18 protein-coding genes are annotated in these 23,774 nt (G+C 57.3%); 9 read left to right on the forward strand and 9 right to left on the reverse strand.

Annotated elements, in window-relative coordinates; genetic code table 11:
• The first annotated feature begins 78 nt into the window (after positions 1-78).
• From EL361_RS08335 to EL361_RS08350, 4 genes are all read left to right on the forward strand, one after another.
• A complete protein-coding gene (locus EL361_RS08335; protein ID WP_126378445.1) occupies positions 79-3,627 on the forward strand; it encodes an FAD-binding and (Fe-S)-binding domain-containing protein in 3,549 nt (1,182 codons plus the stop codon).
• Positions 3,628-3,637: 10 nt separating this feature from the next.
• Positions 3,638-4,069, forward strand: a complete 432-nt coding sequence (ruvX, locus tag EL361_RS08340; RefSeq protein ID WP_126378447.1) for a Holliday junction resolvase RuvX — start codon at positions 3,638-3,640, stop codon at positions 4,067-4,069.
• Positions 4,066-5,094 carry an endolytic transglycosylase MltG gene (gene mltG / locus EL361_RS08345; protein ID WP_126378449.1) on the forward strand — a complete coding sequence of 343 codons (1,029 nt, stop codon included), beginning with the start codon at positions 4,066-4,068 and terminating at the stop codon, positions 5,092-5,094. The genes ruvX and mltG overlap by 4 nt, the downstream gene beginning before the upstream one ends.
• A gap of 207 nt (positions 5,095-5,301) precedes the next feature.
• Positions 5,302-7,557, forward strand: coding sequence for a methyl-accepting chemotaxis protein (locus tag EL361_RS08350; protein WP_126378451.1), 2,256 nt, complete (start codon positions 5,302-5,304; stop codon positions 7,555-7,557).
• A 40-nt stretch (positions 7,558-7,597) separates the two neighbouring features.
• Here the strand turns inward: EL361_RS08350 and EL361_RS08355 are convergent, their stop codons facing one another.
• From EL361_RS08355 to EL361_RS08375, 5 genes are all read right to left on the reverse strand, one after another.
• On the reverse strand, positions 7,598-8,857 hold the full coding sequence (locus EL361_RS08355; RefSeq protein ID WP_172961677.1) for a glycosyltransferase: 1,260 nt from the start codon (positions 8,855-8,857) through the stop codon (positions 7,598-7,600).
• Positions 8,858-8,926: 69 nt separating this feature from the next.
• Positions 8,927-9,952, reverse strand: coding sequence for a glycosyltransferase family 2 protein (locus tag EL361_RS08360; protein ID WP_126378455.1), 1,026 nt, complete (start codon positions 9,950-9,952; stop codon positions 8,927-8,929).
• Between the two features lie 124 nt (positions 9,953-10,076).
• Complete coding sequence (locus EL361_RS08365; protein WP_126378457.1) at positions 10,077-10,457, reverse strand: DUF3568 family protein; 381 nt, start codon at positions 10,455-10,457, stop codon at positions 10,077-10,079.
• A 183-nt stretch (positions 10,458-10,640) separates the two neighbouring features.
• Complete coding sequence (locus EL361_RS08370; RefSeq protein WP_126378459.1) at positions 10,641-11,537, reverse strand: PP-loop family protein; 897 nt, start codon at positions 11,535-11,537, stop codon at positions 10,641-10,643.
• Positions 11,538-11,541: 4 nt separating this feature from the next.
• On the reverse strand, positions 11,542-11,832 hold the full coding sequence (locus EL361_RS08375; RefSeq protein WP_338031072.1) for a hypothetical protein: 291 nt from the start codon (positions 11,830-11,832) through the stop codon (positions 11,542-11,544).
• Between the two features lie 147 nt (positions 11,833-11,979).
• Here EL361_RS08375 and EL361_RS08380 point away from each other — a divergent pair, with 147 nt between their 5' ends.
• The 4 genes from EL361_RS08380 to EL361_RS08395 all read left to right on the forward strand — a co-directional run bounded on the left by EL361_RS08380 (position 11,980) and on the right by EL361_RS08395 (position 14,952).
• Positions 11,980-12,345, forward strand: coding sequence for a response regulator (locus tag EL361_RS08380; protein ID WP_126378461.1), 366 nt, complete (start codon positions 11,980-11,982; stop codon positions 12,343-12,345).
• 181 nt (positions 12,346-12,526) lie between these two features.
• Entirely contained in the window at positions 12,527-13,174 is a 648-nt protein-coding gene (locus EL361_RS08385; RefSeq protein ID WP_126378463.1) for a site-2 protease family protein, read from the forward strand.
• A gap of 20 nt (positions 13,175-13,194) precedes the next feature.
• A complete protein-coding gene (trpS, locus tag EL361_RS08390) occupies positions 13,195-14,199 on the forward strand; it encodes a tryptophan--tRNA ligase (protein WP_126378465.1) in 1,005 nt (334 codons plus the stop codon).
• Positions 14,200-14,301: 102 nt separating this feature from the next.
• A complete protein-coding gene (locus tag EL361_RS08395; protein WP_126378467.1) occupies positions 14,302-14,952 on the forward strand; it encodes a FecR family protein in 651 nt (216 codons plus the stop codon).
• A 37-nt stretch (positions 14,953-14,989) separates the two neighbouring features.
• On the opposite strand, the gene EL361_RS08400 is transcribed toward EL361_RS08395, so the two are convergent.
• Entirely contained in the window at positions 14,990-17,554 is a 2,565-nt protein-coding gene (locus tag EL361_RS08400; protein ID WP_126378469.1) for a DNA internalization-related competence protein ComEC/Rec2, read from the reverse strand.
• A 26-nt stretch (positions 17,555-17,580) separates the two neighbouring features.
• Positions 17,581-18,726, reverse strand: coding sequence for a lipid-A-disaccharide synthase (lpxB, locus tag EL361_RS08405; protein WP_126378471.1), 1,146 nt, complete (start codon positions 18,724-18,726; stop codon positions 17,581-17,583).
• A 134-nt stretch (positions 18,727-18,860) separates the two neighbouring features.
• Here lpxB and EL361_RS08410 point away from each other — a divergent pair, with 134 nt between their 5' ends.
• Positions 18,861-19,802 (forward strand): Gfo/Idh/MocA family protein, encoded by a 942-nt coding sequence (locus EL361_RS08410; RefSeq protein WP_232034909.1) that lies wholly within the window; start codon positions 18,861-18,863, stop codon positions 19,800-19,802.
• 83 nt (positions 19,803-19,885) lie between these two features.
• Here EL361_RS08410 and EL361_RS08415 read toward each other — a convergent pair whose 3' ends face one another.
• Together EL361_RS08415 and EL361_RS08420 are read right to left on the reverse strand one after the other, a co-directional pair.
• Complete coding sequence (locus tag EL361_RS08415) at positions 19,886-23,533, reverse strand: ATP-binding protein (protein WP_126378473.1); 3,648 nt, start codon at positions 23,531-23,533, stop codon at positions 19,886-19,888.
• Complete coding sequence (locus EL361_RS08420) at positions 23,533-23,745, reverse strand: hypothetical protein (RefSeq protein WP_126378475.1); 213 nt, start codon at positions 23,743-23,745, stop codon at positions 23,533-23,535. The genes EL361_RS08415 and EL361_RS08420 overlap by 1 nt, the downstream gene beginning before the upstream one ends.
• Positions 23,746-23,774 lie beyond the last annotated feature (29 nt).

Raw genomic sequence — 23,774 nt, forward strand, 5'->3', positions numbered from 1 at the left:
CCAAGACTTGCCATCCATTGCCACCCATCATATATTACTCGGCTCAGCAACAAATAAGACTTAGGTTGGTTTCCGCATATGCCCTACAAAGGCCCCCACATTTCCATCTCCGCCGATCCCTTGGTAGAAAGGGTGCTCGGCGTTCCCGACGACGAATTCAAAGCCTGGCCCGAACACGTTCGCGAGGCCGCTTTGGACCTGACCGCAGAGCTTTTTCTGATCCGCTACAATCCGTTCATCGATCCAGACACGGTCTGGCAGAGCGTACAGACATCCTTTGCACAGACCAAACTTGCCATGGCCGAAGAGTACTCCTCTGCCATTGCCACGGGCATGTTCCGTTTCTGGAATCGCTTCCGCGATGACCAAAAGTTCAAGGACGAGGTCATCAAGAGACTGCAGCAGATCTTGCCCGAGGAATCCATCGACAAGCGCCCCAATTCACGAGTGGAATGCGCCACCGACGCCACCGACCTGCGCATGGAACTGCCGCTGCTGGTGTTGTTGCCCGAAACCACGGCCCACATTCGCGACATCGTGCGCCTGGCACGCGAGATGAATTTCTCCCTGATCCCTCGCGGAGGCGGTTCCGGCCTGACCGGCGGAGCCATCCCCGGCGACCGGCGCTCCATTGTGCTGTCCATGGCCAAACTGGATAGCATTCTGTCCGTGGACACTGATGAAATGGTGCTCTGCACCCAGGGCGGCGTGATCACTCTGGATGCCATCAACGCAGCAGCCAAAAAGAATATGCTGTTCACCGTGGACCCGGCATCCAAGGCCGCATCCAGCATTGGTGGCAACATTTCGGAAAACTCCGGCGGCCCCTTCGCCTTTGAATACGGCACCACCATCGACAACATTCTGTCCTACAAGATGGTCACTCCTGATGGAGACCTGATCGAGGTCCGCCGTGTGGATCACCCGCGTCACAAGATCATGCCCGGCGAAACCGCAATCTTCGAGATTCTGGACGAGGAAGGCAAGGTCAAGGACGTGATCAAACTGGGCGGCAACGAACTGCGCGCCAAAGGTCTGGGCAAGGACGTCACCGACAAATTCCTGGGTGGACTGCCCGGCGTGCAAAAGGAAGGCGTGGACGGCATCATCACCGAAGGCTGTTTCACCCTGCATCCCGTGCAGGCTCACTCGCGCGTGCTGTGCCTGGAATTCTTCGGTCGCACCATGCGCCCGGCCATGCAGGTCATCAAGGATATCGTGGGCCTCAGAGACACCATCCGCGAACAGGGCGATCTGGTAAAAATCTCCGCGCTGGAAGAATTCGGCATCAAATACGTCCAGGCCATCGAGTACAAGAAAAAATCCAGCCGCTACGAAGGAGAGCCCATCAGCGTGCTCATCCTGCAGTTGGATTCCCAGGATCAGGACGCGCTGGACCAGGCGGTTCAGGCCATTGTGGATATCGCCGAGCCATACGAAAACGTGGATGTTTTCGCGGCCAGCAACCCAGCCGAGGCCGAATATTTCTGGGAAGACAGACACAAGCTGTCCGCCATCTCCAAACGCACTTCTGGCTTCAAAATCAACGAAGACGTAGTCATACCCATTGGAGTCATCCCCCAGTTCTCGGACTTTCTGGAGGCCCAGAACCTGTACTACATGGCCGTGGCCTATCGAGCTGCGCTGCAGGATGTGGGACGCCTCCAGGGCTTCGGCGTACAGGACAAATTCATCAACATGGAATTCACCTATGCCTCACGCATCATCAACGGTGAGGTAACCACCGCCGAGATCAGCGACGAGGAACTGGGAGTCCAGGCCTACTATTTCTTCCGCGACCTGAAATCCCGCTACTCGGACCTGTCCGAGAAGCTTGATGGCATCTACGAAAACATTGGTGCCACACGCATCATCATCGCCAATCACATGCACGCAGGCGATGGCAACTGCCACGTCAACCTGCCTGTGAACTCCAACGACCCCGAAATGATGCGTCTGGCCGAAGAGGCCGTGCACAAAATCTCGGCCAGAGTCGGTGAACTGGGTGGCGTGGTTTCCGGCGAGCACGGCATTGGCATCACCAAAATCGGTTTCCTGCCCGAGGCCAAAATCAAGGCGCTGGCAGCCTACAAACAGATTGTGGATCCGCACAACATCCTGAACCCGGGCAAACTGGTCAAGCGAGAGCTGCCGGTCACCCCGTACACCTTCTCTTTCAACAAGCTCATCGGCGATCTGGCCAAAACCGGACTTGCCGACCGCAAACGGTTGATGAGTCTGCTGACCAATGTGCAGACCTGCACCCGCTGCGGCAAATGTAAATACGTCTGCCCCATGTATTCACCCACGCGCTCGCTGATTCACCACCCGCGCAACAAGAACATCAGCCTGGGCGCCATCATCGAAGCCATCTACTATTCATTGGTCGTCAGTGGCGAACCCGACGAAAGCCTGATGCGACAGCTTCGCGACCTGATGGACCACTGCACGGCCTGCGGCAAGTGCATGAGCGTCTGCCCCGTGAAGATCAACACCCCGGAAGTCACACTCCATATGCGCACCTTCCTGGAGGAAAAAGGCGCGGGCGGGCATCCCCTGAAATCCCACATTCTGCATTACCTGACAGGCGATCCGGTCAAGCGCGTTCCTCGTGCCGCCAAATTCGCAGCCATGGGACAGGCCGTGGGCAATCGTGCCGTGGGCCTTATCCCGGCTCCGTGGCGCAAACGTGCCCAAAGCCCCATTTTCCAAGGCAAGGGTCCGGCTCTCGGCTTCAAGAACCTGTCCGAGGTTCTTCACCTGGACAAGGGCAGCCTCTTCGCCCCTGCGGGCAAGGCCGGTGGCACGGTCTTCTATTTCCCGGGTTGCGGAGCCAGCCTCTTCACCCGGACCATCGGCATGGCCGGTTTGTATCTGTTGCTCAAGTCCCGAACCCGGGTCATCCTGCCGCCCGAGCACATGTGCTGCGGCTATCCTCTTCTGGCCAGTGGCTGCGAGGAAGCTTTCAACACCAACCGCTCGCGCAACATGGATCGCCTTTCGGATCTGGTCCACAACGCCGCCCAATCAGGCTTCACGCCTCATCACGTGCTGACCTCATGCGGCACCTGCCGCGAGGCCCTGTCCGAGTACCATCTGGACACCTTCACCACGCCCATGGCGCACATGGATGTGACCCAATACATCCTCGAAAACACCCCCGGCCTGAACCTGACAGGCAAAGGACCACTGCTGTATCACTCGGCCTGTCACGCAGAGTGGTCCGGAGTCCCGGCCTCCAAGGCTGGCGCGGCCTACGCCAAGGCCCTGACCAAACTGACCGGACAGGATGTGAACCTGAGCCCTGGTTGCTGCGGCGAATCCGGTATGGGGGCGTTGACGACTCCGGCCATTTACAATCGTTTGCGTGCCCAGAAACAGATGGTTCTCAAGGAAGAACTGCCGGGCTATGACGAGAAAAGTCCCGTGCTGGTTGGCTGTCCATCCTGCCGCGTGGGCATCTCCCGCAGCCTGATCGCCCTGAACGAGCATCGCGCCGTACTGCATACCCTTGAGTATCTGGCCGAGTTGGCAGGTGGCCCCAAATGGAAAAAGGAACTGCTGACTGCCCTGAAGAATGGCGAGTCCACCACTGACGGACGCACTGTCTCTCTGAAAGAGGACTAGACGGGGCACTATGCGTATTCTTGGTATCGACTTCGGTCTGAAGCGTGTGGGACTGGCCCTGACCGACCCTCTGGGGACCATGGCCTTTCCGTACAAAACCCTTGTACGGACAACTCGCGACGCACTTTTTGCCGAGCTAGCGACAATCATCGAGACCGAAGCCGTTGAAAGAATTGCGGTGGGTCTGCCCCTGAACATGGACGGCAGCGACTCCATGACGACCCGGCAGGCCCGCAATTTCGCTCAGAGCCTGGGCAGACGGACTGAGGTCTCCATCCACTTGGTGGATGAACGACTTTCGTCTGCAGCTGCCGAGGAAGAGCTCATCGAAGCCGGGATGATCAAACGTAGCAAACGCAAGGAAGTCCTGGACCAACAGGCTGCGGTTCGCATCCTGGAAACCTGGCTCGTCCAATGGAAACGTGGGGATTGGCAGACATGAAACCTGGCCTGAAAACCCTCTATTACACGTTGGCTGCCGGAATCCTGTTTTTTGTGGCGATCAGCACCTTCCTTACCTGGCAGGCTCACGACTTCCTGAATACCCCGCCAGAGACGTATGGCCGCGAGATCGTACTCGACATCCAGCCGGGCAGTACCTTTGATGCGGTTGCCCGAACCCTCCGGGATAAAGGGTTAATCACCAACTTTAAAAAGTTCAGGATGCTGGCCCGATGGGAAGAAAAACTCGGGTCCATCAAGGCCGGTGAATTCCGTTTGAATACCAGCTGGACACCGATCCAGATACTGGACGCCATCACAGCGGGCCAAGCCATGCTGCACAAGCTGTTCATCCCCGAGGGCCTGACCTGGTGGCAAATCGGTCGTCTGGTGGACGAATCCGGTCTTGCAAGCTTCGAGAGCTTTGAAAAGGCCGTACACGACAAGTCCTTGCTCGCAAAATTCAACATCCCCTTTGACAACGCCGAAGGATTCCTTTTCCCCGACACCTACCACCTTCCACGCCCACGCGGGAAAAATGCCGAACCTCTCGTACGGGCCATGCTTTCGGCCTTTTGGCGGCATGCAGGCAACAAGATCTGGCCAACCGATCGACCCAAGCCCAAGGAACTGGCCCGGGTTATGATTCTGGCCTCCATGGTGGAAAAAGAGACCGGAGCCGATGCCGAACGCGAACGCATCGCCGGAGTGTATGCCAATCGCATCGAAAAGCGCATGCTCCTGCAATGCGACCCCACAGTCATCTATGGCCTGGGCACCGCCTTCGACGGCAACCTGAAGCGTACGCATCTGAAAGACAAAACCAACCTCTACAATACCTATGCCCGGCGCGGCTTGCCACCGGGCCCCATCTGCTCTCCAGGATTTCGTTCTCTGGAGGCAGCAGATGCTCCAGAAAAGCATAGACTCCTATATTTTGTCTCCAAGGGTGATGGTACACACCAATTCAGCAGCTCACTGAAAGAACACAACAGTGCCGTCCGGAAGTACCAGCTCCGCCGCTAACCCACTGGTGCATTGCTACCGCCTGCCCGAACCATCCCTCCGCCCACCGAAACCCCCTGTACTCTTTTTTTCTGAGGGGTTATCCTTTTGCTTTATATAGCCAAGCATATTTTCCGATAAATCTAATCGGATAATCATTGCGCACGCAACGCAATGTGGTTATATAATGAGATAGCCCCCCCTTTCCACCTGTAGCCAGGAGGCGTCATGAGGAATTCCATCGTCGTCAAGATGATCGGCGCAGTGGCTCTGGCCCTTGTTCTTGAAGGTATCTTCTTCTATTTCTACCTGTCATTCGACTTCCGGCAATTCTCTGCTGAGCGCGCCGAAAAGACGAAGGAATTCATCTATCAGGAAGAACAGTACAGTCTGCGTGATGTCGTGCAAATGGCGTACACCATGGCCGAAAAGTTCCACGAACAATCGCTGGATGTTGAAAGCCTGAAGATGCAAAAGGCCCAGCAATTGAAGATGATTGTGGACTCGACAAGCAGCCTGGTCACCAATCATTACAAGGAAATGAAGGGAGTCATCCCCGCGGCGGATCTGAAGGCCGAACTCAAGGCCCTCGTTTCCAGGATACGCTATGAAGGTGACAATTATCTCTGGATCAATGACACCGGGCCCAAGATGGTCATGCATCCCATCAAGCCGGCCCTCGACGGAAAGGATCTCTCCGATTTCAAGGATCCCAACGGCAAGAGATTGTTCGTTGAAATGGCCAAGGTTGCCAAGACCGATGCCGGAGAAGGCATGGTGGACTACCTGTGGTCCAAGCCCGGAGAAAGTGAACCCAAGCTCAAGGTCTCCTACGTCAAGCTCATTCCGGAATTGGGGTGGGTCATCGGCACCGGCGCCTGGGTCGAGGATATCACAGGAGAACTCAAGCAAGAGGCCCTGGAACAGATTGGCAAGATGCGTCTGGCTGATGGGAACTACCTGTGGGTCAATGACGTCCATCCGCGCATGATCATGCATCCCATCAAGCCTGCCTTGAACGGTCAGGACCTCTCGGACTTCAAGGACCCCAAGGGCAAGAGGCTCTTCGTGGAAATGGCGCAACAGGCAAAGGAAAAGGGCGAAGGTTTTGTTGAATACGTTTGGGGCAAGCCCGGAAAGGACGGAGACTTCCCGAAGCTCTCCTACGTCAAGCTGTTCAAGCCCTGGGGCTGGGTCATCGGCATGGGCGTCTACATGGACGAAGTGGAAACCACAGTCCAGACCGAGCGCGAAGCCTTTGACAAGGCCATCAGCAGCCTGCTGAACAATGCTGCCTTCTTCGGCGGTCTGTTCGTCATCCTGTGTATCGTCGCCATGAGTTTCTTCATGCGCCAGGGCTTGAAGAAGCCTCTGGACACCGTCGTCACCTATGCAGGCCATGTGGCCCAAGGCGACCTGGACGCAAGCATGAGTGGAAACTTCAAGGGTGAAGTGCTGAAGCTCAAGGACGCCATTGAAGCCATGGTGGAAAGCTTGAAGGCCAAGATGGGCGAAGCCGAAGCCAAGAGCGAAGAGGCGGCAAAGGAAGCTGAACGCGCTCGCGTCGCCATGGGCGAGGCCGAAGCGGCCCAGCGCAAGGCAGAAACAGCCAAGCAGGAAGGAATGCTCGCTGCCGCAGGCACCCTGGACAGCATTGTGGCCCGTGTCTCCACAGCCTCGGAGGAAATGTCCGCCCAGGCCGAAGAGATCAACAACGGCACCTCTCAGCAGAAGCAGCGCATCAGCGAAACCGCCACTGCCATGGAAGAGATGAACGCCACGGTTCTCGAAGTGGCTCGCAACGCCTCCAGCGCTGCGGAAAACGCCGAAGCAGCCAAGTCCAAGGCCGTCGAAGGCCGCGACGTGGTGGCCAAGTCCATCGAGGCCATCTCCACCATCCATGAAATGGCAATGATCCTCAAGGACGATATGGACCAGTTGGGTGGGCAGGCCGAAGCTATCGGCCAGATCATGACCACCATTACGGATATTGCAGACCAGACCAACCTTCTGGCACTGAACGCTGCCATCGAGGCAGCACGGGCCGGCGATGCCGGGCGAGGATTCGCGGTTGTTGCGGATGAAGTCCGCAAGCTGGCCGAAAAGACCATGTCCGCAACCAAGGAAGTGGGCGATTCCATCACTGCCATTCAGGAATCCGCACGCAAGAATACTGATAATGTGGACAAGGCTGTAACCGCAGTGGAGCGGGCCAACGAACTGGCCGACACCTCCGGCCAATCCCTGGAGGAAATCGTCGGACTGTCCGAAGGCACTGCCGATCAGGTCCGCAACATCGCCACTGCTTCCGAAGAGCAATCAGCAGCCAGTGAGGAGATCAACAGGGTGGTTGAGGAGATCGACGAGCTGTCGACCAATATCTCCGAAGCCATGGATCAATCCTACCAAGCGCTGAATGAACTCGCCGGACAGGCCAGCGAACTCTCGGGCCTGATCCAGCAGATCAAGGACGAGAACTCATAAACAGCATCTGCACGCAAACATGAATCAGGGCGGAGTGGGCTTAGGCCTGCTCCGCCTTGCTACGTTCGAGAACTGTGGCATAGAGTTTTTCGAGTTTCTTGCGGTCGTCGCTGATACTCCGCACGGCAGGCACATTGGAACCCAGGCGTTCAAGGAGCCCCGGCTCGCCAACGATACGGGCCAGAGCCTCAGTCAGGCCTGCAGCATCGCCCGGAGCAAACAGAAGACCATTAATCTCATGATCCACGGCTTCTTCGATGGCTGGCAACCGGGAAGCCACAACCGGCAGTCCGGCATGGAAGGCCTCGCGCACGACCAGGGAATAGCTCTCCTCGCGAGAGGGGATGATCACGGCGTCCAATCCGGCCAGAATGCCAGGGAGTTCCAGCGGCTGATACGCTCCATAGAGGTTCACACCCAGAGCTTCTGCCAGCCCCGACAGCATCTGGAACCATTCGGGCTGGATCACGGCCCCGTGCACGGACAGTTCCGCCACACCACGCGGCAGGCCCGCATAGGCCTCCAGCAAGACATCCAGCCCCTTCTTGATGGAGATGTTACCCAGATAGCCCAAGCGAATCGGCCCTGCCCCTCGGGGGATGGGTTGCTGAGGTTCAAATCCGGGAATGCCAAGAGGAGCAAGAACAATCTTGCCTTCCGGGATGCCAGCGCGGAGCAGATTCTCACGAGTGTACCAGGAGGCTGCCAGAAGGACGTCGGTTTTCGCCAGGGCTTCGGTCAGGAATGCTGTTCGCGCCCGCATGATTTTGGTCACAGCCTCATGCGGATACATGGCCTTCAGATTGGGTACCCGCTCCATCAGGCAAGTGGCACACAGCTCGTCACTGGGAGGACCTTCCGCACAGATCTGACCATCCCAGCGCACGAAATGACACTGGTTGCAGCAGAACCAGGCATCGTGCACGGTCATCACAACAGGGAGCCCAGCATTGGCCATTGCCGTCAAAGCACTCCCCGTAAACCCAATGAGATGATGCACGTGCACCAACTGCGCCCCGCTGCTCACCAGATATCCAGCCAGAGCCAGACCAATTTCATCATCCATAAATCGGGCCACAAGGTCAGGCTTCACGGGCACGGAAAAAGCCGTGAATGCCACCCCTTCCACGACGTCCCTCGTCACCGTTCCTAGAGGCTCGGGACTCCGCGGATCGGGGTAGATACACTCAACGTCCCAACCAGTGCCTTGAAACTCACGGGCCAGGTTCAGGACATAGAGTTCGACTCCGGCATTTCGCCGGATGGGAGATTCATGCAGGACAAAGGCGACGCGCTTCACGGTTCGCTCCCGGTTGTTATTACAAAGAATAGAGCAGCATGCCACGGCGGCATGGCGGGGACAAGAAGACTACGCTGCCGGAATGTAATCCTGCCCAAGGACAAAACCGAGCGATTCAAGATGGCTGGCTATATCCTCTCTGGCACCAACGCTGGCCACAAAGGGCAGGGCAAAGCACTCATCCGGCCCCGGAATGTCCTCGCGCGCCAACACGGGCAACCCGCGAATAATCTTGCCAATCTTGCGTGGATCCACATCGCAATAGGCCCGGATGCGCACTCCATATTCTTCCAACAAATCAGCTCGCTTGCGCGTAGTACGGCCCGAACCCATGACGATCACATCGGGATGATGCGTATTGTGCTCAGCCAGCCAACGAGCCAGATACCGTGCCTTGACCCGGTAAAACGCTTCCGGTGCGTAGCGCGGGTCCGTACGTGTAGCCCGGCTAGGCGGATCGTTCCAGATCAACAGCTCAGACGGCAACTTCTCCATGATAACGCCACGGTCCAGCCAGCGTAGCCACATCTCGTAATCCTCGGGGAAATCACCTTGCAAGGCCCCGCCGTGATCATTCACCAGATGGCGGCGAAACATGACCGAGGGATTGGCAATGGGAGCATCCACAAATCGGCCCAGAGCAATGTCATCACGACTGGTCAGAGTATTGGTCCAATCCACGTGCCGGGCATATCCAGCCTGGGCCTGTCGATCACCCCCAAACCGGATGCAACAGGCGACCAGCCCCACGTCCGGGCGCTCGCGCAGATGTGCGGCCTGGCGCGCAAGACGTTCGGGCAGGCACTGGTCATCAGCATCCATACGCGCCACAAAATCACCCAGAGCAGCTTCGATCCCTGCGTTGAAGGCCTCGGCCACGCCTTCATGCCCGAGCAGCAAAGGGCGGACCCGTGAGTCTCTGGCCGCATAGTCGGTAATAATTTGTGCGGTATCGTCCGTTGAGCCATCGTCCACAACTAGGATCTCAAAGGATGGATGTGTCTGCGCAAGCAAACCATCCAGAGCCAAACCAATACTGGCGGCGGCGTTATACGCGGGCAGAACCACGGAGACTTCTGGAATACGGACAGGCATGTTTTCCTCTTTTTGCGCTGTGGCGGCGAACAATCCTATATCGTCCAGTCACCGGAAACGCCAGAATGAAAAACCCCGCCAGCCTTGAGGCTGACGGGGTCTGCATATCGAGAGGATCGAAGGTCTAGATCAACGACATCTGATTGCGGATTTCATCCAGCAAACCAGCCATTTTAAAACTGTCGATCTTGTCTTCGGAGAACAAGCGAAGTTCGGAAACGTCCAGCGTCCGATAGGAAATCGTGATGCGGATGGTGTCGCCTTCAGCGGTGAAGGTCTGAAGCACGGCCACGAGATTATCCTTCTTATCGTAGGAAATAGGCAACTCCAAAGACTCCAGTGCCTTCAGTGTTGCCGCATGAATCTCGGTAATGGTGCCGGCTTCTTCAGACACAACCGTACCGGTAATGATATTGGAGCTCGCGCCTTCGAGCTTCGCACCACAGGCGCTCAACATAAACGCCATGGACACGGCAACCAGTGCATATGCAAGAACTTTGCGCATCGTTCCCCCCTTGAGAGATCGCAGTTTGATTATTTCACATACAGGGCTTCATTCAATGTGGATATGTGACTGCAATACATGAAAACCACCTGCCAAGCAAGATGCTCAGTGCAAAAAAGGGGCCTCTGTACGTGGCAATGCAGTCATCACGGAGTGTCTTATGGACGCACTCCCCCAAAAGGGCTACTCAAGCATGTCCCGCACCCGGCAAACTCCGCAAATTTCTGCAGATGTCGGGTACCCGCAGCGCAAGCAGGGCTCCAGCGCCGGGCCTTCCTCCTGCTCCACCGCGGCAAAAGCAGGCCGCCCCTGCTTCAAAAAGTTCTCGTAGAAAGCCCTCTTGCTGCCCGGACTCTTGCTCTCCAGCATGTTCATCAATTCCTTGCGCACCGTAAAGCTGGCTCCCTTGGAATAGGGGCACGGAGCCACATGATGATCAATGCCATTGAAGAAGCAATAGGCCGCCGTCTCGAATTCCGTCAGCCTGAAGAGCGGACGGCACTTGGAAGCAAATCCTCCGCCAGCAGGCAACACAGGCCCCTGGTCCGACAGGTACGACACATCCCAACGCAAGGTATTGGCAAACAGGCGTCCCACTTCGTCATCCAGGTTATGCCCGGTACACAAAGCAGTATAGCCTTCGTCCAGCGCAACCTTATTGAAGAAATAGCGTTTGATCTTGCCACACATGGAACAGATGGGACGGCGAATCCTCTCCCGAACCAGGGGGATGGGTAGCCCTTCCTTCTCCATTTCCACGACTCGAAGCTCGCCGCCTACGCGTTCGCAGAACTCTTCAACCTTGGCTCTGGCTGCTGCCGAAGACACGGGGATACCCAGATCAATGTGCAGACCGGTCACATCATAGCCCTGCTTCACCAGTTCCATGAACAGAGCCAGGGAATCCTTACCACCGGACAATGCCACCAACACCTTGTCCTCCTTGGAGAACATCTTGTGCTTATGGATGGCTCGTTCGACCTGTCGAGTGAAGAACATCTGGAAACAGTCAGGACAAAAGCCACTGTGATGACTGGGCAGTGAGACCTGTGCCAGCGCCTTGCAGCGTGAACATTTCATAGCTCTATCCCCTCGACACGACGGTGCGCACGACAATGTCATCACCGGTATGAATTCTGCGATCAGGGGTCAGAAGTTCATCACCCCGAATAATCAACGCATCGTTAACGCCCAGCCCCAGCTTATTCAGCAGTTGCAAGGCAGTATTTAGTTTCGAAAACTCGAGGGTTTCCTCTTCTCTTTCCATAACCACAGTCACTGGCTTCCAATTATTCATAGTAAAATCCTCGGAATTGTCGTCTATCAGCACCCCGGCAGGTGATGCAAGAGGAATCTCTGTGTTTTGGGTTGCCATTTAGACGTATCCGTTCCATTATACATAGGCTTCGAAGTACTGCCCCCGACGGGCCCATCACGGGCATAGACCACGGGCTGAACTCCGCGCAAGCTAACCCTTTCCCGGCGAGCCCGCAATGTGCCCGCCGTGATGGAGGACCGGAAAATGAGCCAGAGCAAGGTTCTTGTCGTTGATGATGAGAAGCACATCCGCCTGCTATACCAGGAAGAACTGGAAGCTGAAGGATACACCGTAGCCACCTCCGATGGCAGCGAGGACATCCTTGGACTTCTGGAGCGCGAAATCCCTGATGTCGTGGTTCTGGATATCAAACTCGGCCCCAACCTGTCCGGGCTTGATCTGCTGCAACAGATTCGCAGTCGTGAGCAGAACCTTCCGGTGATCCTGTGCACCGCCTTCGACAGCTTCCAACATGACCTGAAGTCAATTGCAGCAGATTATTACGTGGTCAAGGCCGTGGATCTTTCGGAACTGAAATCCAAGGTTTCAGCAGCCTTGAAAAATGCCTGACCCAAGCGCGGAATTCCATCTGCCCTGTTCCACGACAGGGGCACTGAGCCTGTTGCCAAAGTGCATTCCCAAGGCAGAGGTTCCGCTTGTCTATATTTGTGTCATATCGGCCACAGGCTTCGCCCCGACCAATCGACCGCAACTTGCCCGGCCCCCGCGCATGTGATAATCCGCAAACCCCATGTTCGACATATCTGAAAGCATCATCCGCATCAGCATCCTGGCTGTTCCCTTCATGTTGGCAGTTACCTGCCATGAAGTGGCCCATGGGCTGACCTCATACTGGTTCGGGGACCCCACTGCAAAAATGATGGGACGCCTCACGCTGAACCCCATCAAGCATCTGGACCCCATGGGCTCGCTGGTCTTCATCCTCACAGCCATGACTGGCGGCTTCATCATCGGCTGGGCCAAACCCGTGCCCATCAACCCGCGATACTACAAAAACACTCGCCTCGGGATCATCGTGGTCTCGGCCGCCGGAGCCTTTGTAAACTTCGTGCTGGCGGGGCTCTTCCTGATCGGGTTCAAATTTCTGCAAGCCAACCCGCCGCTGGCCGACAGTACCATGGCGTTCTTCTTTGAACCCACGTATCTGATCTGCCAATTCGGGGTGATCATCAACGTCATTCTGGGCGTTTTCAATCTGCTGCCCATCCCGCCCCTTGACGGCAGCAAGATTCTGGCGGAACTTCTGCCACCGGATCTGGCCTTCAAGTACCTGCAACTCGAACGCTACGGATTCATCATCCTGATCGTCCTTGTGATGAGCGGTGGCCTGCGCTTTGTTTTCAATCCCGTCTGGCAACTGCTGATGACGATCCTGTAACCCTTTCCCTGGACAAGACCATGACTGCAAACAATCGCATCGTCTCCGGCATGCGGCCCACGGGCCCGCTGCACCTCGGCCACCATTTCGGCGTGCTCGCCAACTGGCTTAAACTCCAGGAAGAATACGACTGTTATTTTTTCGTGGCTGACTGGCACGCCATGACCAGCGAATATTCAAATCCCAAACGTATCAAGCAGTTCGTGCCCGAACTGGCCAAGGACTGGCTTGCCGCCGGGTTGGATCCCAATAAATGCGTGATCTACCAGCAGTCCCAGATCAAGGAAATCGCGGAGCTGCATTTGCTGTTGTCCATGATTACGCCTCTGGGCTGGCTGGAACGCTGCCCCACCTACAAGGACATGAAGGAGCAACTGGCCGCCAAGGACCTGAATACATACGGTTTCCTGGGCTACCCGGTATTGATGACCACTGACATCATCATGTTCCGTCCCGGAGCCGTGCCCGTGGGTGAAGATCAGTTGCCGCATCTGGAGCTGAACCGCGAGATCGCACGCCGCTTCAACTACCTGAACTGTCCCGAGGACAAGCCCTTCTTCCCCGAGGCTCAGGCCATGCTGACCAAGGAATCCAAACTGCCCGGCTTGGACGGTCGCAAGATGTCCAAGAGCTACGGCAACTCCATCGCCCTTGGCGAGGACATGGACTCCGTCCGCAAGAAGGTCATGAGCATGCTCACGGACACAAACCGCATGCGCAAGACCGACCCCGGCGATCCGGGCATCTGCAACCTGTTCCCGTACCACAAGATCATGACCGATGCCGGGCACCTGCCCGAGATCGAAAAGGGCTGCCGCGACGCCTCCTGGGGCTGCGTGGATTGCAAACGCCTCCTCATGGAGTCCATGGAGCGCTTCCTGACCCCCATCCACGAGCGCCGCGCCCAGTACGACAAGGACCCGGACCTGCTCTGGGACGTGCTGAATCAGGGCAATGCCAAAGCCCGCGCCGCAGCGCAGGAAACCATGGCATCCGTGCGCGAGCTCATCGGCTTCGACTTCTAAGACCGCTTAACAAATCTCATTTATCGGGCCGGGCTTCACGAGAAGTCCGGCCCGATTTTTTGATTCTGGTACAGGCGGTCCGGGTTGTGGTAAAACAGCCTCATGCAGATTTCCGTACGCAAACTCATCCTGGAGCTACTGACCCTGCCGCTGTTGGCGGTGACTTCCATGCCGGACCGAGCCCTGGCCCTGGAACCCGCCGGGACCGTAACCCGTATCCAGGGGGCTGCCTTCGTTCAAGGGCAGGAGAGACAACGGGTTCTGAGTCTTGAGGCCTCCGTATTCGAGGGCGACGTCATCAACACAGGGCCTAGGGCCAGGGTGGAATTGGTCATGGTTGACGGCACGGTCCTGGTCCTGTCGAACAGCACAGACTTCCGTATTGAAGGCTATGAATACACCCCGAACAACTCAACCGGACGCGCACTATTCAAGCTTGCCTCCGGTGCCTTCCGGGCCGTGACCGGGGAGTTGACCAAGGTTGCTAGACCAGATTTCATGATCCAGACACCGCTGGCCAACATTGGCATCCGGGGAACGGATTTCTGGGGCGGTTTCCTGAACGGAACCGTGCTGGATGTCCTGCTCATCTCCGGACGCGAGGTGCGTATCGAAAATAAATCGGGGTTTACCACACTGACCGAGCCGGGCCAGGGGGTCACCATCCTCGGCCCCTTCCGCGCGCCTCTGCCACCCAAATTCTGGCCCAAGAAAAAAGTCGATCGCGCCTTGGCAACCATCGATTTCGACTAATCGCACCCCGCCAGATTCGCTCTCACCTCCATGGTCATCACTCGATCTGCCCTGGCAGACAGGGCAACACGGCAGGAGGCAGGTGTGCATCGGTCCAGACCAACCGCAGTTGCCCGCATTTCCCCGTGTCGAAGACCGGCACCCCTCGCCGGGCCAAAGTGGCGCAAACCTCGGGATGCGGAAACCCAAGATGGTTCAAAAATCCGGCTGCGGCCAGTGCGAATCGAGGCTTGCAACGCTTATACAATTCGGGACTCAAGGCGTCAGCTGCACCGTGGTGCGGCAGTACCAGGACCTCAGCCGTCAACCCAGCATCCGAGGTCAACAGCTCATCCAATCCCGGCGCTTCCACATCCCCCGGAATCAAGGCGAGCCCCCGCCCGTTCCAGGTCAGGCGTAGCACCAGAGAGCCGTCGTTGTTGTCCGCATAGCGTTCCGGGTCATCGGGATGCAACACTTCCAGCGCCACCCCTGGAGCCAGTTCATGACGCATCCCCGCGCGCCAGACCTCAACGGGAATGCCCCGGTCTCTCAAAATTTCTCGCAATTCGGCGCCCTCCTCACCCGAAACCCAGCGCCCATTATGAGCAAAGCGCTTCACCGTGCATCGCCGCAATGGATGCAACAGCCCCCGGTAATGATCCTGATCAGGGTGGGTCAACACCACCAAATCCAATTGAGGAAGTCGGCCCCAAGCCACTTGGGGTGTGACCACGGCCTTCCCCACGTCAAAGGACTTCGACCAGGCCCCTCCCCCATCGATCAAAACCCGATGTCCGCCCGGAGCCTCGACAAGTACGGATTGCCCCTGTCCCACATCCAGCAGGGTCAAACTCACAGCCTCATCAGCATCAGTGAATTCCCGTTGTGCCCACGGCCAGATCAGGAGCCCCACGGCCAGCAGTACTCCTCCCCAGGCGGCCCGATGCCGGGTACGCAACACGACCAACAAGCTCAGGACCAGCGCATAAGTTCCCAGAATCTGCGGCCACAGCGGACGCATGGGCGTCAGCACAGGAAACCACCCTGCCTCGCCCAAGGCCAACACACCTTGCGCACATGCCTCCAGTAATGCCGCATCCAGAGCCAACAGCCCCTGCCCCAGCCAGGACACTCCCGGCAGGGTCGACAGCAACGCCCCCGCCAAACCGGCAGGGATGGCGAACAACCCCAACACCGGCAGCCACACAGCGTTTGTCCACAGCCCCAGAGCCACCTGCCCGAAATACCAGACACTGAGCGGCAACAGCGCCAGTGTGGCGGCAGTACTCACGGCCAACACGCCCAACGTGCTACGAATGACCGAACCAACCAGCACGGAGACCCATTTGCTCAAACGCATTCTTATCGCGTCCTTCGAGTCGCTCTCTGTTCCAGCAATTCGCTGTTCACCCGGCAGGCGTACTTTGGAAATCATTCGCCACAGGATCGGCCCCAGAATGGAGATTCCGGCCACGGCCACCACGGACAATTGCAAACGGATATCGAACAGGGACAATGGGGAAACCAGCAGAATCAGGGCTACAGCAGCAAACAACCCGTCCAGCAGAGGGCGCTCGCGGTCCAGCCAGAGCATCACCCCCCAACTGAACAACATCACCGCAGCTCGGACCAGACTGGGCGAAGCCCCACCCAACCAGAGATAAAACAGTGCAAAGGGTATAGCCAGGAGCACCCCCAGCTTCAAACGCGGACACCGCAGATAGAGAGCCGGGCGAATCCACCCCAGCAACCAGGCCAGGGCAAAGCCCATGGTCGCTGCAAAACCCAAATGAAGTCCGGAAAGTGCCAGACTGTGCCCCAAGGCGGCGTCCTGCACTGCTGCGTACAGATTTTCGTCCAGGAGCAACCGATCCCCCAGGACCAACGCTGCCAGCAATGCCCGTCCATGACCATCCGTCCTCAACGAATCGGAAGGATTGGTTGTTCGCGCTTCGTAGGCCACGACGTCTCCACTCACAGCCAGTCGCATGGCCTCCCGCCAGCGCTCCAGCATCCCAGGAGGGGGGCCGGACAACTCAGGTGCACCCTTTGCCCCATGAGTCCAACCCCGGTAGAACACGCCTTGGCGCTGCCAATGAAACACTGTATCCCAGCCCCCGTCATTGGCATAGCCACGAACCGGGCGCACCCGCATCCGCACCTGCACCTCTTGCCCCGCATGAGGCCGGGTACGCGGGAAATGCCAGTTCCAAAGCAACAGACCGGGGATTTCCCCCTGCTGTCCGTCCACCAATGAGTATCGAGCCTCGCCCAGAAAGACGCGCAACACACCGCCAGGACGAGTTTCCACATGATCGACCCGGCCCTGGACCACAGCGGTTTTTCGATCCAGCATCCATTGGGGAGGTGAGTCTGGGGGAACAGGTAAAACCGCAACGGCCCAACCCAACCCCACAAGAAAACACGCAGCCACAGCCACTCGGGCACGCATCTTCAGGCTCGAAGCCCGGCACAATAGAAAAATAAAAATCAAGGAAAGGCAGGCGGGAAAGGGAAAACGCAGTCCCAGAATTCCGGCAGCGAACCCCAGGATTCCATACTGCCAGGGCAGAAGCCCCGGCGGAATGAGGCGTCTCTGGTGCTGCTCAGTCCGGTGCATGGCCCTCCCCCCTCAGGTGGCTGCGATCATTTCATGGCAGCGATGGACTCCAGGTCCTTCAGAATAATCTCTACCGCCCGGTCCGGGGCACCTGGTTTGCCAACCATGTCAGCCAGGCGTTCCAGCCGGGCATGTACGGCAACCATGGCGCTCTCGTCCGTGAGCCAGGCCAAAGCCTTGTCCGCAATGGCCTCCCCGCAGGCCTCTTCCTGAAGCAATTCCGGGAAGGCTTCTTCACCAAGAATCAGGTTGGGCAGACTGATGAACTCCACCTTCACCACGGCCTTGCCAATACGATATGACAGAGGCGAGACCTTATAGGCGACCACAGTGGGCGTCCCAAGCAGGGCGGTCTCCAGAGTCACGGTTCCCGAGGCTGCCAGGATGGTCTCGCACTGGCGCATGAAACGATAGCGATCTTCTGGCGGGAGAATTTCAATGGGCAGGTCGTCCGGCAGATACGGGGCCAGCTTGGCCTCGCTGACGCCCGGTGCGCGGACCAGGGAAAAACTGACTTCGGGCAGGCGCTCGGCAATACGCCGGGCCGCATCCACAAACTCCGGCAACAGTGTTTCAATTTCCCGGGTACGACTCCCCGGCAGGATGCCCACCCGCCCCTTGATGCGCTCAATATCGCTCAGTTCATCAAGAGGCACCTGATCCATGAGAGGATGGCCCACATAGTCTGCTTCAAGCCCGTGTCTGGCCAGAAAAGGCTTCTCGAAAGGCAAAATGCACAGCACCCGGCGCACGAACTTCTTGAGGAAGTTCACACGCCCGGTTCTCCAGGCCCAGACCTGAGGACAAATGTAGTAGTAAACGGGAATACCCAGCCGGCGGGCCATGCGCGCCACGAAGAAATTGAAATCAGGCGAGTCGATGAGCACGATGGCATCCGGCCGTTCCTTTTTCAGACACAAGTACAACCTGCGCATCAGACCAAGCACCCGTGGTAGATGAGCCAGCACTTCGGTCAGCCCCACCAGTGACAATTCGCTGATATTGAATTGTTCACTGAATCCAGCCTCGGCCATGGCAGGACCGCCCATCCCCAGGCAATGCAGCCTCTCATCCCTCTTTTTCAGAGCCCTGACCAGAAGTGCTCCATGCAGATCGCCGGACACTTCTCCTGCGTTGATCCAGATTCGACGGGCTTTTATTGCTTTATTCATGCGTTCCGAGGGAGTATTGAGGTTTTGGCAGACGCGGCAAAATATGTTAGTCGCCACGCGAACGTAAGCCAAACACAGGCCGGAAGCAACGGACTCGTCACCCGGCCCAAAGATACCTTTTGAGGAATACCACCATGAGCAATGAAAACACTCCCATGAACGTCGGCGTCATCGGTCTGGGCTGGATGGGCAAGCTGCACCTGCGTGTGTACTCCGAACTCCCCGGCGTCAACGTCGTGGGTGTCATGGATACCGAACAGGCTGCCCTGGATGAAGTCCACGAGCGCTTTGGCGTTCCGACCTTCGACAATTTGGACGACCTGCTGTCCCAACCTCTGGACGCCGTCAGCGTCTGCGTGCCCACCGTGTATCACCTGCCCGTGGGGTTGAAAGTCATGGATGCGGGCGTCCCGCTGCTGATAGAGAAGCCCCTGGCGGCCTCGGCAGACGAAGGCCGCCAGTTGCTGGACAAAGCCAACGAAAAAGGCCTGCCCCTGATGGTTGGTCATATCGAGCGCTTCAATCCGGCTGTCCGGCGGGTCAAGGAGTTGGTCGAGGACAATGGTGTCATCTCCATCCAGATCGAGCGCGTCGGACCCTACCCGCCCCGCATTCAGGATGTGGGTGTGATGCGCGACCTGGGCTCTCATGATATCGACCTGATCCGGTTCATCACTGGCTCGGAGTACAAGAGCGCCTATGCGGTGACCTCCACCACCATCGGCAAGCACGAAGACACCGCGCTGATCACCGCCGAAATGGAGAACGGAGTCCTGGCCCATGTCAATACCAACTGGGTCACCCCGTACAAATCTCGTTTCATTCATATCGCCACCAAGGATCGCTACATCGCCGCCGACCTGATCACTCAGCAGGTCAAGGCCTACAGCAAGTTCGAGGGCTACGATGCCCACTATTCCATCAAGGAATGGCCGGTCATGTACCGCGAACCCGTGGTGGAAGAACTGAAGGCCTTCCTGGCCGCCGTGAAAGACGGCACCCCCTTGCCCATCACCGGTGAGGACGGACTGAAGGTTCTGGAGATCATTGAGCGCCTGGAGCAGTGCGCCTGCTAGCCACGCCCAAGCCAGACATTAAATAGCAAAGGCCCCTGCCAATCCGGCGGGGGCCTTTTTCTTTCTGCATGCCTTACACGCGTTCAGGAATTGTCCACGGTCGGTGCCCCCACAGGAAGATTGATGACAAACGTGCAACCGCGCCCCGGCGTCGATTCCACATGGAAATCGCCACTGTGCTTGGTGGTGACAATAAAATACGACACGGACAATCCCAGCCCTGTCCCCTCCCCGGCTTCCTTGGTCGTAAAGAACGGTTCAAAAACACGCTTGCGGATGTGCGACTCCATGCCGGGGCCGTTATCCTCCACCTCGATACGCACACCAGCAGTCTCTTTGAATGTACGGATGGTGATCTGCGGCTGCTTGGATTCGTCTCCTTCCTTGGTCAGGGCCTGAGCGGCATTGCGCAACAGATTGAGTACGACCTGCTCAATTTCAGAAGGTGTGCAGTACACCTTGGGCAAGCCTGATTCAAATTCCCGTTCGACCCGGATCTTGCGAAAATCATAACTCTTCTTGAGATCGTAATCCTTGGAGGCCAACTCCACGGTTGCATTGAGCAAGGTTTCGATATCCACCTGAATTTTCTCGGATGCACTCCGACGGCTGAATTCCAGCATGTTGGTCACGATCTCCGCAGCACGCAGACCCGAGTCACGGATGCCCTCGATCATGCTCAACACCTTCCGCCGTTCCAGATATTCCCTGATCTTGGGCAGGGGCACATCCACCTCTTCGGCAACCTTGATATTGCCAGGCAACCCATCGGAGACGCGCCGGATGATATTCTGCACAGCTTGCAGAATTCCACCCAGAGGATTGTTGATCTCATGGGCCATGCCAGCAGCCAGCCCACCGACGGACATCATCTTTTCGGTTTGGACCATCATTTCTTCCATACGCACACGATCGGTGATGTCGTCCACGCGCATCACGGCCTGTTCGCCGCCACCAGTCGCGGTCAGGGGGTAAACCATCACGTCTTCGTATCGGACCTGCCCTTCGTGCTCGCGCACGACCTTGGGCAAATGCTGGGGCATGCGCATGTTCATGGCTCGCTGAAAGATCTCGCTGTACCCAAGTGCTTCGTGAAAGATCTCGGACAAGCACAACGAATCAGTCTTGACCCCCGGAAGTCCAAGCTGTCGCACGGCAGCGGAGTTCCAGTTGGTAATCCGCCCTTTCCTGTCCAGACCGAGCACGGCAGAAGGCATGGAGTCGATGACATCCTTAATGTATCGGCTGGCGCTCAGAATCTTTTCCTCTGCCATCTTCCGGTCATGAATATCCTCGAGAATCCCCTCGAAATGATCAATACGACCCTGCTCATCAAGAATCGCACGGGCATGCATTGCACCCCAGCGTTGACCACGCTCTCTGCACTTGAACAACACCTCAAAGCCTGAGACCCCTCGCTTCTTGTGCATCTCTTCCACAAACCTGTCGCGATCTGTGGGATTCACGTAAACCTGAGTCCTGAGATCTGTAACCCCATGGAGGAGATCCTCTGCAGAAGAATACCCCAGGAACCTGGCAAAGGCCGGATTGGCACTCAACAATTTGCCCTCGGGAGAGCTCTGAAAAATCCCCTCCATGGCGTTCTCGAAAATGCCTCGATACTTGCGCTCGGCCGTGGCCAAGTCCTCCTCCGTCCGCCTGCGTTCCGCAATCTCCTCCATCAGCTTAATATTGGCCTTGACCAATTCATCCGCGTGTTCCTTGAGCAGGACTTCACGCTCCTGATAATAATCGATGCGTTTGGCCAAATCCTCGGGAGACAATTTCAGGTCAGCCAGGATGTCTGCATACACCTCCGATAGCTCCATTGTTTCCCGAGTCGAATACAGACTGCCGTCGCGCATGGTCTTGTATGCAGCAGCGGAACCGATCACACCTGTCAGCACCCGTTCGGATTCGGCATACAAGGCCATCAATTGCCGAATATTAATGGTTTCCATCCCATGCAGCCCGGCCTCTTCCAAACAGCGTTCGGACAATTCAACTGCCTTGCGGGCCGGATAATAACCAGAGAATTGGCGAGCTAACAGACGCCGCTTACTATCCAGATCTATATGCGAGCTCCAGCCTCGTGCCTGCCGAACAACCTTGCTGCGCCCCACCACCTCGCTCAAGGACTGCGGGTCTCTATCTCTCAACGCTTCGCCCATGAACACCGACATCACGACATACAGCCCACCATTAAGCAGCATGGACCAGAACAATGAATGGGTTAGCGGATCCAGGACATCCAACCCCAGCAGAGCTTCGGGCCGCAACCAACTCACCCCGAGAGGCCCAACGTCCAAAACGCTTGCAGCCAGCCAACCACTGCGGACAAAGGCGGGAACCAGCATGGTCCAGCCCCAGACGACAAATCCGGCCCCCAAGCCAGCAATGGCTCCCTCGCGAGTGCCACCATCCCAGAACAGACCACCCAGAACCGCTGGGGCAAATTGGAGGGCCGCTGCAAAGGAGATGATTCCCATGTTCACCAGAATATAGGAATCACCCATCATGACGTTGAAGGCGAACCCGAGGGTCAGGAACACGATGACAACGGCCCAGCGCCCCTGCAGCAGATATCTCCTGATAAAACTCAGCTTCGGGAACAGGTCCAATGCGGGCAAGAGAAGATGGTTCGTGATCATCGTCGCCATGGTCATGGTGCTGACGACAATCATGCTCATTCCGGCTGACAGCCCTCCCAAAAAGGCCAGGATACCCAGTCCGTGGGCTCCACTCATAAACGGCAGCCGCAGCACAAACGAATCCGCAGCATCGCGGGGCAGGCCAAAGGCCAGTCCCCCCATGGCAATGGGCATCACGAAAATCTGCAGCAAAAAAACATATAAGGGGAACAACCACATGGCCTTGAGAATATGCCGTTCATCGGAATTCTCCACCACAGCCACATGAAACTGCCGGGGCAGGAGCAACCCGGCAAACATGGTCAGGAACAACATGCTGGCCCAGGTCATGTACGCGTTGGTGCTGCCATCACCAACCCCGGTGAGCACCTCGAAGGGCAAGGCCTCCACGCGGGCATAGATATCATCCAGGCCATCAAACATGCCCCAGGTCACATACGCACCCACGGCTGTCAGGGCCATCAGCTTGACCACGGATTCCACAGCAACCGCAGCAATCATCCCTTGATGCCGCTCAGTGGGGTCAAGCCGCCGCACACCGACAAGGATGGTGAAGACGCTCATGAATGCGACCAGGGCAGGCCCGGCAGCATCAAGCCAGGCAGGTCGCAATACCGGCCCCTGCCCCGAAGAGAATGTGGCTGCGATTTCCAGGGTCGAAAGGATCGCTTTCATCTGCAAAGCCACATAGGGCAAGCTGCCCACGAGAGCCATCATTGTCACAAGTGCGGCCACGGACTGGGAGTGATCATATCGCGCGGAAATGAAATCCGCGATACTGGTCACGCGTCGTTCTGTCTTGAAGCGAACCATACGTCGCAGCACAATCCACCAGACCGTGGCAGAAAGCAGAATGCCCAACGTAATAGGCGCGTACATGTAGCCGGAACGGGCCGCCAGCCCCACGCTGCCGTAGAACGACCATGTGGTGCTGTAAACAGCAAGAGCCAGGGCATAGACATATGGGCTGGACTCAACCCGCTTACGCCAGGATGGAGATTCCTCCACGAACAGGGCAATGGCGAACACAATGGCCGCATAGATGGCAATGATACCGAGAAGCATACCGGAAGCGCCCATCAGCCATTCCTCTCATTATCGCTTCCCTCCCGTACCCGGGCGACAATGAACAGCAGGACAATAATCAAGGTGGCACCGAAGGTCAGATAGAGAGCAAAGCCCTGCCCGCCCTCCGCCAAAGTAATCAGTGGCCACCCGAAAAGCAGCCCTGCCAATACAAAAAGAAGCAGCAGGCTCATGTTTCGCCCAAAAAACAACTTCATCCGTTTCATTCCCTACTCCGGAATCAACGCGCAACATA

Origin of the sequence: Desulfovibrio ferrophilus (assembly GCF_003966735.1) — a bacterium.
Taxonomy (GTDB): Bacteria; Desulfobacterota; Desulfovibrionia; order Desulfovibrionales; family Desulfovibrionaceae; genus Desulfovibrio_Q; species Desulfovibrio_Q ferrophilus.

Excerpts from the sequence above, each read along its gene's own strand:
- EL361_RS08395 (WP_126378467.1), top strand. The coding sequence starts at position 14,302 with ATGCAGATTTCCGTACGCAAACTCATCCTGGAGCTACTGACCCTGCCG.
- EL361_RS08410 (WP_232034909.1), top strand. The coding sequence starts at position 18,861 with ATGAGCAATGAAAACACTCCCATGAACGTCGGCGTCATCGGTCTGGGC.
- trpS (WP_126378465.1), top strand. The coding sequence starts at position 13,195 with ATGACTGCAAACAATCGCATCGTCTCCGGCATGCGGCCCACGGGCCCG.
- EL361_RS08380 (WP_126378461.1), top strand. The coding sequence starts at position 11,980 with ATGAGCCAGAGCAAGGTTCTTGTCGTTGATGATGAGAAGCACATCCGC.
- EL361_RS08360 (WP_126378455.1), bottom strand. The coding sequence starts at position 9,952 with ATGCCTGTCCGTATTCCAGAAGTCTCCGTGGTTCTGCCCGCGTATAAC.
- EL361_RS08370 (WP_126378459.1), bottom strand. The coding sequence starts at position 11,537 with ATGAAATGTTCACGCTGCAAGGCGCTGGCACAGGTCTCACTGCCCAGT.
- mltG (WP_126378449.1), top strand. The coding sequence starts at position 4,066 with ATGAAACCTGGCCTGAAAACCCTCTATTACACGTTGGCTGCCGGAATC.
- EL361_RS08385 (WP_126378463.1), top strand. The coding sequence starts at position 12,527 with ATGTTCGACATATCTGAAAGCATCATCCGCATCAGCATCCTGGCTGTT.
- EL361_RS08415 (WP_126378473.1), bottom strand. The coding sequence starts at position 23,533 with ATGGGCGCTTCCGGTATGCTTCTCGGTATCATTGCCATCTATGCGGCC.
- EL361_RS08375 (WP_338031072.1), bottom strand. The coding sequence starts at position 11,832 with ATGGCAACCCAAAACACAGAGATTCCTCTTGCATCACCTGCCGGGGTG.
- EL361_RS08350 (WP_126378451.1), top strand. The coding sequence starts at position 5,302 with ATGAGGAATTCCATCGTCGTCAAGATGATCGGCGCAGTGGCTCTGGCC.
- EL361_RS08420 (WP_126378475.1), bottom strand. The coding sequence starts at position 23,745 with ATGAAACGGATGAAGTTGTTTTTTGGGCGAAACATGAGCCTGCTGCTT.
- ruvX (WP_126378447.1), top strand. The coding sequence starts at position 3,638 with ATGCGTATTCTTGGTATCGACTTCGGTCTGAAGCGTGTGGGACTGGCC.
- EL361_RS08365 (WP_126378457.1), bottom strand. The coding sequence starts at position 10,457 with ATGCGCAAAGTTCTTGCATATGCACTGGTTGCCGTGTCCATGGCGTTT.
- lpxB (WP_126378471.1), bottom strand. The coding sequence starts at position 18,726 with ATGAATAAAGCAATAAAAGCCCGTCGAATCTGGATCAACGCAGGAGAA.
- EL361_RS08335 (WP_126378445.1), top strand. The coding sequence starts at position 79 with ATGCCCTACAAAGGCCCCCACATTTCCATCTCCGCCGATCCCTTGGTA.
- EL361_RS08400 (WP_126378469.1), bottom strand. The coding sequence starts at position 17,554 with ATGCACCGGACTGAGCAGCACCAGAGACGCCTCATTCCGCCGGGGCTT.